Annotated in this window: 14 protein-coding genes; 3 read left to right on the forward strand and 11 right to left on the reverse strand. The window is 66.5% G+C overall.

Annotated features, from left to right (window positions below):
• Positions 1 to 18: 18 nt before the first annotated feature.
• The 4 genes from ISP25_RS12930 to ISP25_RS12945 form a co-directional block, all read right to left on the reverse strand.
• Entirely contained in the window at positions 19 to 723 is a 705-nt protein-coding gene (locus ISP25_RS12930; RefSeq protein WP_192155971.1) for a LytR/AlgR family response regulator transcription factor, read from the reverse strand.
• Positions 701 to 1,771, reverse strand: a complete 1,071-nt coding sequence (locus tag ISP25_RS12935; RefSeq protein ID WP_404614408.1) for a sensor histidine kinase — start codon at positions 1,769 to 1,771, stop codon at positions 701 to 703. Before ISP25_RS12935 ends, ISP25_RS12930 begins: the two co-directional genes overlap by 23 nt.
• 116 nt (positions 1,772 to 1,887) lie before the next feature.
• Positions 1,888 to 2,556, reverse strand: coding sequence for an alpha/beta hydrolase (locus tag ISP25_RS12940; RefSeq protein WP_404614410.1), 669 nt, complete (start codon positions 2,554 to 2,556; stop codon positions 1,888 to 1,890).
• A gap of 78 nt (positions 2,557 to 2,634) precedes the next feature.
• On the reverse strand, positions 2,635 to 3,279 hold the full coding sequence (locus ISP25_RS12945; RefSeq protein ID WP_404614412.1) for a cysteine hydrolase family protein: 645 nt from the start codon (positions 3,277 to 3,279) through the stop codon (positions 2,635 to 2,637).
• Between the two features lie 130 nt (positions 3,280 to 3,409).
• Between ISP25_RS12945 and ISP25_RS12950 the strand changes: the two genes are divergently transcribed.
• Positions 3,410 to 4,363 carry a helix-turn-helix domain-containing protein gene (locus ISP25_RS12950; RefSeq protein ID WP_404614414.1) on the forward strand — a complete coding sequence of 318 codons (954 nt, stop codon included), beginning with the start codon at positions 3,410 to 3,412 and terminating at the stop codon, positions 4,361 to 4,363.
• Between the two features lie 4 nt (positions 4,364 to 4,367).
• Here ISP25_RS12950 and ISP25_RS12955 read toward each other — a convergent pair whose 3' ends face one another.
• Complete coding sequence (locus ISP25_RS12955) at positions 4,368 to 6,521, reverse strand: prolyl oligopeptidase family serine peptidase (RefSeq protein ID WP_404614416.1); 2,154 nt, start codon at positions 6,519 to 6,521, stop codon at positions 4,368 to 4,370.
• A gap of 137 nt (positions 6,522 to 6,658) precedes the next feature.
• Between ISP25_RS12955 and ISP25_RS12960 the strand changes: the two genes are divergently transcribed.
• Positions 6,659 to 9,091: a S9 family peptidase gene (locus ISP25_RS12960; protein ID WP_404614418.1), complete on the forward strand. Its 2,433-nt coding sequence runs from the start codon at positions 6,659 to 6,661 to the stop codon at positions 9,089 to 9,091.
• Positions 9,092 to 9,205: 114 nt separating this feature from the next.
• Entirely contained in the window at positions 9,206 to 9,703 is a 498-nt protein-coding gene (locus tag ISP25_RS12965) for a hypothetical protein (protein ID WP_192155982.1), read from the forward strand.
• Between the two features lie 18 nt (positions 9,704 to 9,721).
• Here ISP25_RS12965 and ISP25_RS12970 read toward each other — a convergent pair whose 3' ends face one another.
• The 6 genes from ISP25_RS12970 to ISP25_RS12995 form a co-directional block, all read right to left on the reverse strand.
• Positions 9,722 to 10,486 (reverse strand): sulfite exporter TauE/SafE family protein, encoded by a 765-nt coding sequence (locus tag ISP25_RS12970; protein WP_404614420.1) that lies wholly within the window; start codon positions 10,484 to 10,486, stop codon positions 9,722 to 9,724.
• A complete protein-coding gene (locus ISP25_RS12975; RefSeq protein WP_404614422.1) occupies positions 10,486 to 10,917 on the reverse strand; it encodes a TIGR01244 family sulfur transferase in 432 nt (143 codons plus the stop codon). The genes ISP25_RS12970 and ISP25_RS12975 overlap by 1 nt, the downstream gene beginning before the upstream one ends.
• Positions 10,914 to 11,852, reverse strand: coding sequence for a c-type cytochrome (locus tag ISP25_RS12980; RefSeq protein ID WP_404614424.1), 939 nt, complete (start codon positions 11,850 to 11,852; stop codon positions 10,914 to 10,916). Before ISP25_RS12980 ends, ISP25_RS12975 begins: the two co-directional genes overlap by 4 nt.
• Positions 11,849 to 12,490 carry a c-type cytochrome gene (locus ISP25_RS12985; protein WP_404614425.1) on the reverse strand — a complete coding sequence of 214 codons (642 nt, stop codon included), beginning with the start codon at positions 12,488 to 12,490 and terminating at the stop codon, positions 11,849 to 11,851. The genes ISP25_RS12980 and ISP25_RS12985 overlap by 4 nt, the downstream gene beginning before the upstream one ends.
• Before the next feature lie 10 nt (positions 12,491 to 12,500).
• Positions 12,501 to 13,442 (reverse strand): molybdate ABC transporter substrate-binding protein, encoded by a 942-nt coding sequence (locus tag ISP25_RS12990; protein WP_404614427.1) that lies wholly within the window; start codon positions 13,440 to 13,442, stop codon positions 12,501 to 12,503.
• A 165-nt stretch (positions 13,443 to 13,607) separates the two neighbouring features.
• Complete coding sequence (locus ISP25_RS12995) at positions 13,608 to 14,156, reverse strand: DsrE family protein (protein ID WP_404614429.1); 549 nt, start codon at positions 14,154 to 14,156, stop codon at positions 13,608 to 13,610.
• Between the last annotated feature and the right edge of the window lie 90 nt (positions 14,157 to 14,246).

The raw sequence follows: 14,246 nt of genomic DNA on the forward strand, positions 1-14,246 counted from the left end.
GACCACGCTGGCATGGCTTCATCCCATCCGCAGCAGCTTGCGCAGCGCCGGCAGGTTGCGACGGCTCACCTCGGGGCTGAAGTCGGTGCCGGCGAGGCGGGCAAGCACGCGGCCATCGGCGAGGGGCTTCAGGCCCAGCAGGCGCGCGGGCGGCACCAGGCAATTGCGGTGCAGGCGGATCAGCTGGTCGGGGTAAGCCTCTTCCAACTGGCGCAACGATTCGTCGATCAGCAACTCGCCGCCGGCGTGCCGCACACACACGTATTTCTCCTCGGCAAGCAGGCAGATCACCTCGTCCAGCTGCACGCGCACCTGTTCGTCGCGCACACGCGCGCACAGCCATGCGGTGGCGGCGCGCGGCGCATCCGCCAGCCGCTTGCGCGCGCGCAGCAGCGCTTCGCGCAGGCGCTCCAGGCGCACCGGCTTGAGCAGGTAATCCACCGCGTCCAGCTCGAAGGCGTGCAGGGCATGGTTTTCGTAGGCGGTGCAGAACACCACCTGGGGCCGTGCACGACCGGCCAGCCGCGCAGCCAGCGTCAGGCCATCGAAGCCTGGCATGTTGATATCGAGCAGCAGCACATCGGGTTGCAATCCGGCGAGCGCGGCGAGCGCGGCCTCGCCGTCGCCCACGCTGCCGGCCAGTTCGACGCCCTCGCACTCGCCCAGCAACGAGGCAAGCCGGGTGCGCGCCAGCGGTTCGTCATCGACGATCAGTACGCGCATCGCGATCTCCCTTGTCCAGCAGCGGTAATCGCAGGCTCACCACGTAGCGTTCGTTTCGCGGGCCGGCCTGCACGATGGCACGCGGGCCGTAGCGGAACGCCACGCGACGGCGCACGCTGTCCAGGCCGTGGCCGTTGCCGCCGCGGGCGGGCGAGGCCGGCAACGGGTTGGCGATCTCGATCACGATGGCGTCGCTTTCGCGCGTGCCGCGCAGGCTCACCACGCCGCCCTCGCGCAACGGCTGGATCCCGTGGCGCACGGCGTTCTCCATCAGCGGTTGCAGCAACAGGCGCGGCAGCGGGAAATCGCGCGGCAGGTCGTCCAGTAAGCGCTCCACGCGCAGGCGTTCGCCAAGGCGCAACTGTTCGATGGCAAGGTAGCGGTCAAGCAAGGCCAGTTCCTCGTCCAGCGTGCCGTCGCCTTGCTCGTGCTGTCCCAACGCGGCGCGGAACAGCTCGGCGAGGTCTTCCACCGTGCGTTCCGCCGCCACCGGATCGAGCGGAATCAGCGCCGCCACCGTGTTCATGCTGTTGAACAGGAAGTGCGGGCGGATGCGCGCCTGCAGCGCCTCGACCTGCGCGCGCGTCACTGCGGCGAGGCGCAGCCGCCACTGTGCTGCGACGTAGAAGTAGCGCAGGATCGCCGCGCCGAGCAGGGCGGCGATCAGCACGTTGTCGCGCACGAAGGCCACCGTGCCGCCGCTCACCAGATTCATGTGCAGGGCCCCGTCCAACCCGTGCGCCACCCAGCTCGCCACGCCGACGATGGGCATCACGAGCAGCCATGCGGCCAGGTAGGGCAGATGGCCCGGCAGGCATCGCAGCCATGGACGCAACAGGCACAGCACCACGACGATGGCCAGCGCCAGCCAGCTCACGAACAGGATGCCCACGCTGTAACCCGAGAAATCGCGATGGTCGCCTGCCGCCAACCACACCACGGTGGCGGCAAGCGCCCCGGTCACCAGCAGAGTGAACAGCACCGGCAGGCTGCAGAAATCCGGCAGCGGGCTGGGTTCGTCGACGGTGCCGAAATCGGGCAGGTGCATGGGCGCAGTATGCCGCAGGGTCACGTTTGCTGTAGGAGCGCACCCTGTGTGCGATGGCTTCCATGTTCGATCAGAGCAAAGGGCCCTCGCTCACAAGGTGCACTCCTACGAGTGCATCAGGTGAACCGTTGACCCAGCCACGTGCGCAGATCGGCGATTTCCTCGCCGCAGACCGCATGCGCCATCGGATAGGCGTGCCAGTCCACGCGATAACCGAGGCGCCGCAGCAGGTCCCGGCCGTCGCTGCCTCGCGACGGAACCACCACCGGATCGAAAGTGCCGTGCGCCTGGAAGATCGGCACGTCGGCATTCGCCGCACTGCGTTCGGCCTCCAACGTACCGGCCAGCGGCAGATAGGTGGACAACGCCACGATGCCGGCGAGCCGCCCCGCGTGACGCAAGCCGGCGGAAAGCGCGATCGCGCCGCCTTGCGAGAAGCCGGCAAGCACGATGCGCTCGTCCGGCACGCCGCGTTCGTTCTCACGCGCGATCAGCGCCTCGACCGCGGCGCCGGAGGCGCGGATGCCTGCCTCGTCCTGCCGCGCCAGCAGGTCGAACGCGACGATGTCGTACCACGCGCGCATCGGCATGCCGCCGTTCACCGTCACCGGCTGCACCGGCGCGTGCGGAAACACGAAGCGCAGCGCCGGCCAGTCCGCCGCCACCAGCTCCGGCACGACGGGGGCGAAGTCATGGCCGTCTGCGCCCAGGCCATGCAGCCAGATCACGCTGTAGCGCGGGCTGGCGGCGGTTTCGTGTTCGACGGCGGGGAGCAGGGCGGGCATGGCAGGAACCGTGGCGGAAAGAGGCACAGCTTAACGTCTGCGACGGTTCCTGCCGCCCATGGCAAGGTGGCGAATGCCTCAGGCCGCCTCGCCCAGCCGCGCCAGCGCCCGTTGGTGCGAGGCGTGGATGTTGTCACGCTCCGGCGTGGTGCCTTGGATGACATGGGCCAGCCATTCGTCAGTGGTCATCACGGCGGCGAAGCGCGACTGCTCCACCACCGCGAACACGCGATGGATCTCCTCGGCCGTCGCTGCGCCGGCGCGGTTGGCGTAGGGCACGCTGCCGGAGGCATCCATCAGGAATTCCACCGCCAGGCCCGCGTCGAAGGCATGCTTGATCGTGGTGTCGTTGCAGTTGTGGGTCATGTAGCCCACCACCGCCAGGGTGTCGATGGCGTGCGCTTCGAGCCAGTCGCCGAGGTCGGTGCCGGCGAAAGCGCTGGGCAGGACCTTGCGCAAGTAATGTTCGTGCGGACGGCTGGCGACGACCGCATGCAGTTCCCAGCCGCGCGAACCGGTAGCGAACAGGGGCGCATCGACCGGCGACGACTGTTGCACCACGATCACCGGAATGCCGGCGGCGTGCGCGGCATCCATCGCACGGCCGATGTTGCGCAGCGAGTCGGCCACGGGCGGGTACTGGATGCGCAGGCCGCCGCTCTCGTACTCGTTCTGCACGTCGATCACGACCAGGGCGCGGCGCGGCTTGCCGACTTCGTTCATGGCGGTTTCCTCGGATGAAGGGGACATGCTTGTCCCGGTGACGCCATGATCCGCGCATGAAGGCCCGGCCAGCAGTGGCCTGATTGCCAATCTTGATTAGAATCGGGCCAATCGATGCGGAGGTTGCGTAATGGCCAGGACACGCGTGGCAGTAGTGGCGTTCGACGGGATCCGGCCCTTCCATCTGTCGGTGCCGTGCGCGGTATTCGGCGAGACCGCTGGCGACGAGGCATCGCCCTTCGACCTGCGCGTGTGCGCCGCCGAGCCCGGCGAGCTGCGCAGCCAGGCAGGCTTCGGCATCGTGGCACGGCATGGACTGCGCACGCTGGCCTGGGCCGACATCATCGTGGTGCCATCATGGCGCGATCCGGGCGAGGCGCCGCCGACGCCTCTGGTGGCCGCGCTCAGGCGGGCGCACGCACGCGGCGCGCTGGTGGTGGGCCTGTGCCTGGGTGCCTTCGTGCTGGCCGAGGCCGGCCTGCTCGACGGTCGGCGCGCCACCACGCACTGGCGCTGGGCCGCGCGCTTCGCGGCGCGCTATCCGCAGGTGCGGATCGAGCCCGGGGTCCTGTACGTAGACGAGGGCGACGTGCTCACCTCGGCCGGCACTGCCGCCGGCATCGATTGCTGCCTGCATCTGCTGCGCCGCCGTCTCGGCGCGGAAGCCGCAAACCGCATGGCACGCACTCTGGTGGTGCCACCACACCGGCAGGGCAGCCAGGCGCAATACATCGAACAGCCGGTGCTGGCGACCGCGCGCGACACGCCACTCACGAAGACGCTGGACTGGGCCACGCGCCATCTCGGCGAAGCGCACAGCCTCGATTCGCTGGCCATGCGCGCCGCCATGAGCCGACGCAGCTTCACCCGCCATTTCCGCCAGCACACCGGCACCACCGTGGGCCGGTGGCTGCTGGCGCAACGACTGGCGCTGGCCCAGCGCCTGCTGGAAACCACTGCGCAGCCTATAGAACGCGTTGCCGAACGCGCGGGCTTCGGTACCGCGCTGTCCATGCGCCAGCATTTCGGCGCCATGCTGCACACCACACCGTCGTTGTACCGCCGCGAGTTCCGCGGCGGCTGAGGGATTACTTCTCCGGCAAACCCAGCTCCTGCGCGAAGAACGTCAGCATCAACGCCGTGTTGCCCACGCGCTGGCTGAAGGGCGCGCCGATGCCATGGCCGGCGTCCATGCGGGTGAGCAGCAGCACCGGCAGGCCCGAGGTGCTGGCGTTCTGCAGCGCGGCGGTGAATTTGCGCGACTGCCATGGCGACACGCGCGGATCGTTCGCGCCGGTGGTCATCAGCACAGCGGGATAGGCGGTGTGCGGCTGCACGTTCTGCAACGGCGAATACGCCAGCGTGGCCTTGAACTGCGCCGGGTCGGCCACCGTGCCGTACTCGGGCACGTTATAGGCGCCGTTGGCGGATTCGGTCTCGTGGCGGATCACGTCGTAGATGCCCACCATGCTCACCACGGCACGGTAGTCCTGCGGATGCTGCACCAGCGCGGCGCCCATCAGCAGACCGCCGTTGCTGCCGCCGAGGATGCCGAGGTGCCTGCGGTCGGTCCAGTGCGTGTCGACCAGCGCCAGCGCGGCGGCATGGAAATCGTCGAACACGTTCTGCTTGCGCAGCTTCTGGCCCTGTTCGTGCCACAGCTCGCCGTTCTCGTTGCCGCCGCGGATGTTGGCGAAAGCCAGCACGCCGCCGCGTTCCAGCCACGCCAGCTCCGGACCGACGAAGTTCGGCACCACGGGCAGGTCGTAACCGCCGTAGCTGTAGAGGATGGCGGGGCGGGCGCCGTCCGGCGTGACGCCCTTCATCGCCAGTACGGTGACCGGGATCTTCGTGCCGTCTTTCGAAGTGCCATCGATGCGGTACGTCTGTATCTGCGAATAATCGGCGGCGGCCTTCACCTCGAACACGGTCTTGAGCGTCCCGGCCTTGGCGTCGTATTCCGCCCAGCGCGAAGGCAGTGTCCAGCCGCCGTAACCGATCAGCGCACGATCCTGTCCCTGCTCGGCGGCGATGCCGCCGACGCCGATGCCATGCGCGGGCAACGGCAGGCGGCGCATGAACTTCGCGGCGCGGTCGTACTGCTCCACCCACCAGTCCGGCCCCCAGCTGCGCACCACGAGGAAGCCGTCGGCGACCGGCGCCACGCCCTGCAGTGCGCCTTCGCGCTGGCCCAGCACTTCATGCGCACTGCCATTCGCATCCACCGCTAGCAACTTGCCATGCGGTGCGCCTGCGAAGCTGGCGACGTAGAGTTGCTGGCCCACCCAATCGGCGAAGCGCACGTCGGCTTCGTCGCCCAACGCTTTCTTCCACTGCGAACCTTCGCGCAGCCACACTTCGGCCGGCCCGCCGTCGCCCGTGTTCGCCAGCACGGCAAGCTGCTTCGCGTCGCGCGAAGCCAGCAGACGGTATTCGGCCACCTTGGAGAAATCCTTGCCGAATACCACCCTGTCCTTTGCCTGCGCATCGCCCAGCGCGTGATGCGCCAGGGCAGCGTTGAATTGCACCACCTCCTTGCCTGCGGGCGGCAACGGGAATCGCACATAGGTGAAGCCCTTTTCGTCGGCATCCCAGGCCACACCCTGTGGCGTGGTGCCGCCGCCGGCCCAGGGCAGCGCATCGCGCAAGGTCTTGCCGGTGGCGACGTCGAGCACGTGCAAGGTGGTGAGTTCGCTGCCGCCTTCGGCGGTGCCGTAGGCGAGGTAGCGACCGCTGGGCGAGGGCCAGTAGCCGGTGATCGCGGTGTTGCCACCGCTGGCGTTGAGATCCACCAGCACGCGTGGCGCGCCGTCCGGCCACGGCTGCGCGATCAATTGCGGCTGCGGCTGCGGTGGCGTTTCCTGCAGGTAGAACAGCGTGCCGCCAGCCAGCAGCGGCGAGGAACGGGTGACGGAAGTGATCGCCAACTGCTGTACGCGCGCATTCAGCGCCTTGCCGTCAGGCATCGTACCCAGCGTGTAATCGGTGTAGCGGTTCTGTTCGGCGATCCACTGCCGTACTGCAGGCGCATCGCCATCTTCCAGCCAGCGATAGGGATCGGGCACGCGCACGCCGTGCAGTACGCTGGCGTCGTCGCGCTGCGGCGAGGCGGGCGGTTGCGATCCGTGGCCGTCGATCAACGACACATCGTGTTGCGGCGGCTCAGGAATCTGCTGAGCGTCGGCAGCACAGGCCGCGATGCCGGCAAGCAATGCGATGGAAAGGACAAGTACGGGGCGCATGCGGCTTCTCCGGCAAGTCGATCAGCTTTCGAGCGTACTCCCGCGCACGCCACCGGCGCACCTGACTTCCGGCACTGGGGCGGCCGCGCGCGCCGCGGACTCGTTTATGCTGATTTCTTTTGCCGCCGGGAACATCCATGCGCTGCCTGCTGCTTGCCAGCCTGATCGCCTTAGCCACGCTGCCCGCCATCGCCATCGCGGCGACGCCGGCGGCCGGGCCGCTGGACCTGGAAACCATCATGGCCAGTCCCGACTGGATCGGCCACCCGGTGGAGAGTCCGTACTGGAGCGTGGACGGCCGCAGCCTGTACTACGCGCTGAAGCGCGATGGCGACAGTGTGCGCGACCTCTATCGCCTAGGGGCGAACGATGGTGCGGGCGGCAAGCTCGATCCCGCCGCCATGGCGCAGGCCGAGGGGCCGGCCGTGTTCGACCGCGGCCATACGCACGCGGCCTTCCTGCTGCATGGCGATGTGTTCCTCGTCGATCTCGCCAGCGGGCACCGCACGCAGGTGACGCGCTCGCCGCAGCCCGAATCCGCACCGCAGTTCTCCGCCGACGGTCGCGCACTGCAATTCCGCGACGGCAACGACTGGTACAGCTATGACCTCGCCAGCGGCGTCACCGCGCCTGCTGCGGTCCTGAAGTTTGCCGACGACCCGCAGGCGAATCAACCCGACGCACTGGAACGCCAGCAGCTCGAAACTTTCAGCACGCTGCTGGAGATCAAGGCCGACCGCGACGCACACCGCACGCAACAGCAAACCCTGGCCGCCGCTGACCCCGGCCGCGTGCCGCAGCCGTTCTGGCTGGGCGACAAGATCAAGGCCGCGGATACCGAACTCTCGCCCGATGGCCGCTGGATGCTGGTGGTCGCCGAACCCGCGCACCACGGCGACGGCAAGTCGCCCGACGTGATCCATTACGTCACCGACTCCGGCTACACGGAGGCGGAGCCGGCGCGCAATTACGTGGGCCGCAATGATCCCGCGTCGCAATCGTTGCTCCTGCTCGATCTCGCTTCGCACAAGGTCTGGCCGCTCAAGACCGACAATCTGCCCGGCATCAAGGACGACCCGCTGAAGGCGATCCGCACACAAACCATCGCGGCGCTGGAAAAGAGCGGCCACGACGACGAAGCCAAGGCGCTGAAGGCACCCGACGTGCGTCCGGTGACCATAAGCGGCGATGGGAATGGCGGTGGCATCGCGTGGAGCGACGACGGCAACCAGGCCGCCGTGCAACTGCGCGCCGTCGACAACAAGGATCGCTGGATCGCCAGCGTCGACTTCGCCACCCATGCACTGGTGTCGCAGGACCGCCCGCACGACAACGCATGGATCAACTGGAGCTTCAACGACTTCGGCTGGCTCAAGGACGGCCGCACGCTGTGGTACCTGAGCGAGGCCGGTGGCTGGTCGCGCCTCTACGTGAAGCCGCTGGACGGTGCCGCGAAAGCACTCACCGACAACAGCAAGTTCGAAGTGAGCCAGCCGCAACTCAGCACGGACGGCAAGTGGTTCTACCTGCTGGCGAACAAGCTGGCGCCGTACAGCTACGACGTATACCGCGTGCCGTCGAGCGGCGGCGAACTCACCCGCGTGACGCAATACGAAGGCGTGGACAGCTTCACGCTATCGCCCGACGGCAAGCAGCTCGCCGTGCTGCACTCCGCGCCCTATATGCTGAGCCAACTCGCGGTGCAGCCTTCCGCCGGCGGCACGCCGCGCGAACTCACCGACACCATGAAGAGCGGCTTCGCCGCCCACGCATGGATCCAGCCGCAATTCGTCGCCGTGCCTTCCTCGCATGGCGCCGGCGTGGTCTATGCCAAGTACTACGGCCCCGCTGGCGAAACCGATGCGGCCGCCTCGCGCCCCGCCGTGATCTTCGTGCACGGCGCGGGCTACCTGCAGGATGTGTCGAAGCAGGAGACCTATTACATCCACGAACAGATGTTCCAGAACCTGCTGGTGCAACAGGGCTACGTGGTGCTGGACATGGACTACCGCGGCTCCGCCGGCTACGGCCGCGACTGGCGCGACGCGATCTACCGCGACATGGGCCACCCGGAACTGGAAGACCTGCTCGACGGCAAGGCCTGGCTGGTCAAGCACCATGGTGTCGACCCCAAGCGCGTCGGCATCTACGGCGGCAGCTACGGCGGCTTCATGACCGAGATGGCCTTGCTGCGCGCGCCCGGCGAATTCGCCGCAGGTGCCGCGCTGCGCCCGCCGGCGGACTGGGTCACCTACAACCACGAGTACACCTCGAACATCCTCAACGATCCGCAACTCGACCCCGAGGCCTACAAGACCAGCTCGCCGATCGAATACGCGCAGAACCTCCGCGATCCGCTGCTGATCGAACACGGTCTGATCGACGACAACGTGATGGCCAGCGACTCGATCCGCCTGTACCAGCGGCTCGTCGAACTGCACAAGAAGAATTTCTGGATCTCGTTGTATCCGCTGGAGCGGCATGAATTCGAGCACGCGGACGACTGGTACGACGAGTATCGCCGGATCGACGAGTTGTTCGACACCTACGTGAAGGGGCAGCCGAAGTGATATGCATGCGATCTTGCGATCCGTTCTGGCGGACAAGCGGCGCTGCAAATACCCCGGTGCAAGAGAGATCAAGCCTCATCATCACACGCAGTTCTTCGGAACAGGTTTGAAGCCATGCCTTTTTCGACGCTTTTCAAGGTCGCGATCGGGGTAGTTATTTTTTGGGCAGTATTCGCATATCAAAACGAAAAGCTCAAAAATTTAGCGCCAAGCCTGGAAGCTTTCAGCCAAACGAAGGAAGTTACTGGAATTTACACGTACAAGCAGTACGGACGAAATTTTATAACTTGGCTTGATAACACTCAAATCGAGTGCAGCCTGGATTACAGCGGAGGCAATGCATCTTGTTTTGCCCATACAAAAGACATCCCAAGAGGAGAAAAGATTACAGTTGCCATGTCTTTGATTAAAATGGATGCGGAAAATGTGCCGTATGTCAGCGCCATTAAATTCAATGGCAAGGAGATATACAGAAAAGCTCCGACGGATTCTTTGAAAGACTGGTGGTTCGGTAGTCGTGCGACAAAAGCTTTTCTTCCGGCACTTCTTGTTGAAGCTTTCTATTTATTAATCTTGTTTTTGTTCTTCACGGATAGGGACACGATGCCTTGAGGCCTGTAAAGCCGAGGCTCAGACGTGCAGATTCCGCACCAGCATATAACCCGCCACCACAACCACCGCGACTGCAAACACTAGATTGAGCGCGCCACGTGTGCGAGCCAATCGCGACGCAAGGCGCGCGCCCAGCCAGCCGCCAGCGATGCCGCCTGCCACGAACAGCCCCGCCACGCGCCATTCGACCAGGCCGGAGGCGGCGTAATTGATCGCCGTGGTGGAGGCGAACGCACCCACCGCGACCAGCGAGCTGCCGATCGCAGCGATGATCTCCATGCCGCTGGCGAAGATCAGGCCCGGCACGATCAGGAAGCCGCCGCCGATGCCGAAAAAGCCGGACAACGCACCCGCACCGAAGCCGGTGGCGGCGAGACGGGGAAACAACCGCGGCTTCGGATAATTGTCGTCCCCGCCGTTGCGCCGGCCGCGCAGCATCAGCGCCGCCACCACCAGCATCAGCATGGCGAACAGCACGAGCAGGTGATGGCCGTCCACGCGCTTGCCCAGCGTGGAACCGGCGAACGCGCCCAGCACGCCCGTGGCGGCGAACGTCAATGCAGCAGGCCAGCGTACATGGCCGGCGCGCGCGTGTGGCACGAGGTTGATGAAGGCGTTGGACGCCACCGCCACCGCGCTGGTACCGATGGCGAGGTGCGGATCGTGCAGACCCACCACATAGAGCAGCATCGGCGTGGCGAGGATGGAGCCGCCGCCGCCGATCAACGCCAACGAAAATCCGACCAGAGAGCCGCAGGCCAATGCCAACAGGTCGGCCAACATCAGGGCGACGTGTCCGGTACACGACGCAACACAGCAGGGTTCAAGGTGTAACCGGCATCGGCGGCAGCGCGCTCGATGCCTTCGTTGTCCAGCGTACCCACCATCGCCTGGGCCCACAGGTTAATGGCGCGCGTGCCTGTGCGGCAGAACGCCAGCACCGGCGCGGGCAACGTGCGCAGCGCATCGGCGAACGCGGCCACGTCGGCGTCGCGCCATTGCCCGGAGACGATGGGAAGGTGGCGCCACGCAAGGCCCTGCGCTGCCGCGACTTGTGCAAGCTCGGCGCTGGCAGGTTGGTCCGCCGCTTCGCCGTCGGGACGATTGCAGACCAGGCTGCGCCAGCCTTGCGCGGCCAGCTCGGCGATGTCGCCCGCCTGCAGTTGCCCGGCCACGCCGAACGCGGGTGTGAGGCGATGGACGGGGGTATTCACTTCGCCGCCCCGCTGCCGAGCAGGTGGCCGTTCACCGTGGTGCCGTACAGCGACATCGGCGTGTCGTGGTACTTCGCGCGCGTGGCGGCGACATCGCCGGCATAGCGCGGATCCTGCGGCCGCTCGTGCGCGTCCATGTACATCGCCACGTCCCACGCATCCTGGTCGCTCAGCGTGCCGCCGCGACTGAGCGGCATGTTGGCCTTGATGAAGGCGGCGGCATTGTCCAGCTCGTGCATGCCCGCGCCCCAGTTGAAGGACTGCGGCCCCCACAGCGGCGGGAACACGTTGCGACCGTTCACTTGTTGCCCCTGGCCGTCGTCGCCATGGCACAGTGCGCAATCCTTCGCGTATACCGTGGCGCCGCGCGCGTAGTCGGGTGGTTGCGGCGGCTTGAAGCCCTGCTTGGGATAGCCCGCACCGGCCAGCTTCACGCCGTTCGGCGCGCCCTTGCTCATCCACCACGCGTAGCTTTCCAGCGCCACGATGGTGTCGCTGTCCAGCGGTGGTGCCTTGCCGTTCATGCTGAAGCGGAAGCAGCCCTGCAGGCGCTCGCCAAAGCTGTTCACGCGACCGTTCTTCTTGCGGTACTGCGGGTACATGCCCCAGGCACCCCACAGCGGAGCGGAGTCGGCGAGGCGGCCCGCGTCGAGGTGGCAGTTGCTGCAGCTGAGGCCGTTGCCCACGTAGTCGTGCGCCTGGGTCGGCGTGTCGGTGAAGATCGCGCGGCCGAGGCGGATCTCGTCGCCCAAGGGACCTTCAGGAATATCAGCTTCGGCGGGCGGCGTGAAGGCGGGTGCGGCTTTGCTCTTCGACGACACACTGGCGACGCTGGCGGTTGATGCAGGCTTCGCAGCAACGGGGGCTTCCGTAGCCGGACGCGAACACGCCGTCAGCATCAGTGCACCGAGCAACAAGAAAGGCAGCTGTTTCATGGCGCGCTCCCTTTGGCCGGCAGCGGCTGCGCGGCGAACCAGCCGGCCACGGCGTCGATCTCCTGTGGCGTGAGTTGCTTGGCGACGTGCTGCATCAACTGCAGAGGATCGTTATGGCGCGTGCCTTGTCGCCATGCGCGCAGCTGCGAGGCGATATAGCCGGCTGGCTGGCCGGCCAGTGGCGGGAAGTTCGCGCCCACGCCAACGCCGCCGGGCGCGTGGCATTGCGTGCACGCGGGCAGAGCACGGCTCCAGTCGCCGCGCGTGGCAAGTCGTTCGCCATCGGCGCCGGGCTTGGCTGCCGCCGAAGCGGCCGGATGTGCGGGCAAGGGCAGGGCGCTGTAGTACTTCGCCAGCGCGGCGCGCTCGTCCTCGCTCAGCGCGCTGGCGTTCGGCTGCATCACCGGATTCGCGCGGGTGCCGTTGGCGAAGTCGTCGAGCTGCTTCTGCAGGTAGGCGGCGTCGAGGCCGGCCAGCCGGGGATAGCCGTTGATGTCCATGCCGCCGCCAGCAGGGCCATGGCAGGCCATGCATGGCGCGGCGCCCTTGCCGTTGCCCTGTTGCGTGATCGCGGCAGCATCGGTGGCGCTGGCGGCCAGTGGTAATAGCAGGACGAGAAACCCGAGCATGCGCAACATCAGCGTCACCTCATTTCGGCGGCTGGAAGCCGTACTTGCGGTAGATCGCCTGCGCCGTCACGCCTTGCACGAAGTCGAAGAAGTCCTTAGCCGCCTGCGGATGCGGCGCAGTCTTCAGACGCGCCACGGTGTAGATGCCGACCGCGTTCTGCGCCGCAGGTATCGCCACGGTCTCCACCGGGTGATGCAGGATCTGCTGCTGGAAATACGCTTCGGTCGACCACACCGGTGCCGCGTCCGATTCGCCCTGCAACACACGCAGCGGCGACTGGCGGTGGTGGATGGTGGTGAGGAAGGTGCTGCCGTCCTGCACCTTGGTGACCATGATGGCGCGGTCCAGCGCGTCGCCGCCGGCCTTGCGGTAGCCGTCCTCGATCTGTTTCGCGATGCCTTCCCACGCAGGGTTCGGCATGCTCACGCGCACGTCCGGGCGGCCGAGGTCCTTCAGTCCTTCGATGTGCTTGGGATTGCCCTTCGCCACGAGGATCGCCAACGGATTGCGCGCGTAGTCGGCGCTGGCTGCGAACCAGCCGTGCTGCCCCTGCAGGCGCTCGACCGCGCCCTTGCCGGCCGTATAGACGTCCGGCTTCAAGGCAAGACGCAGGTTGCCCATCACCAGCACGCCGCTATCGATCTGCTTGGCAAGGATGCCGGGCGGCAGGGTTTCCACGAATACGCGCTGGTATTCGGGGTGCGCCTGCTTGAAGGCGGCGACCAGGTCGTGCACCACCATGAACTGGTTGCCGGCGAAGAACACCGTGAGCTGCGGATCGACCACGTCGCCGTGCAGGTCGGCGATGGCATCGAACGGCGGCACGCTGAACTGCATGCCTTCCGGGGGTGAGTTCCACGGCGGCAGGTAGTCGGGTTTGGTTTGGGTGGCGGCCTGGGTGGTGCAGGCGATACCGAGCAAGGCGGCCAGCCACAGGGGTCGTGAGAGTGCTCGTTTCATCGGGTATCTCTTTCAGAGCAGGAGCGCGTGTTTGATGCCTGAAAAGTGCGTCCTGCACTTTTCAGGCTCGCCGAATCCGGCTTGGCCGGATTCGGCTCCGCTCGATCAGGCGAGTGCTACGCCTGATCGACGTTGGGCCTTTCCATGGTCCGAGAGTCTCCCGTGTCAGAGGGGCATCAGGGCATAACCCTGTTGCTGCAGTTCGGTGATCGTGGTGAGCGCGGACAGCGCCAGCGTGACGTGGCTGTCCATCCAGAGGTAGTCGAACTTGTGCTCAGCCCACGCCTGCCCGCATACGGCCACGTCGACGCCGTGCTTGCGCAGCTCCTCGATTACCGGCAGGTTGGGATTGGGCACGCCGAACTGCTGCCGATAGGCTGCGTCGCTGAGCGCGATCGGCGTGGCCGGGCCATAGGCGATGGCCACGAACTTCAGGTGGTCCAGCGGGACGCCGGACTGCACGTACAGGTTCACCGAACGCGCCACGCGATCCAGCGCGGGGTTGACCTGGTTCGGCTTGTCGGAGGCCTTGGTGAGGCTGAACACCACTTTGTAGGTAGCGTTGCGATCGGGCTGGTAGGCGGCTTGCGGCAGCGCGTGGATCTTGCCGGCACTGGCGATGGTGGGGGTTTGCCAGAAGCCGCTGTCGTCCGCCATGGCGGTAGCAGGCAGCAGGCTGAGCACGAACAAACCGGTGAGCAACGGACGGAACATGGCGACTTCCCTATTCATGGCAACGCGGACAGGCGTCTTCGCATGCTATGCCCGCGCGCAGCGATAAGCCAAGACGGTTTTTGTGATTCG

The organism is Rhodanobacter hydrolyticus (assembly GCF_044904645.1).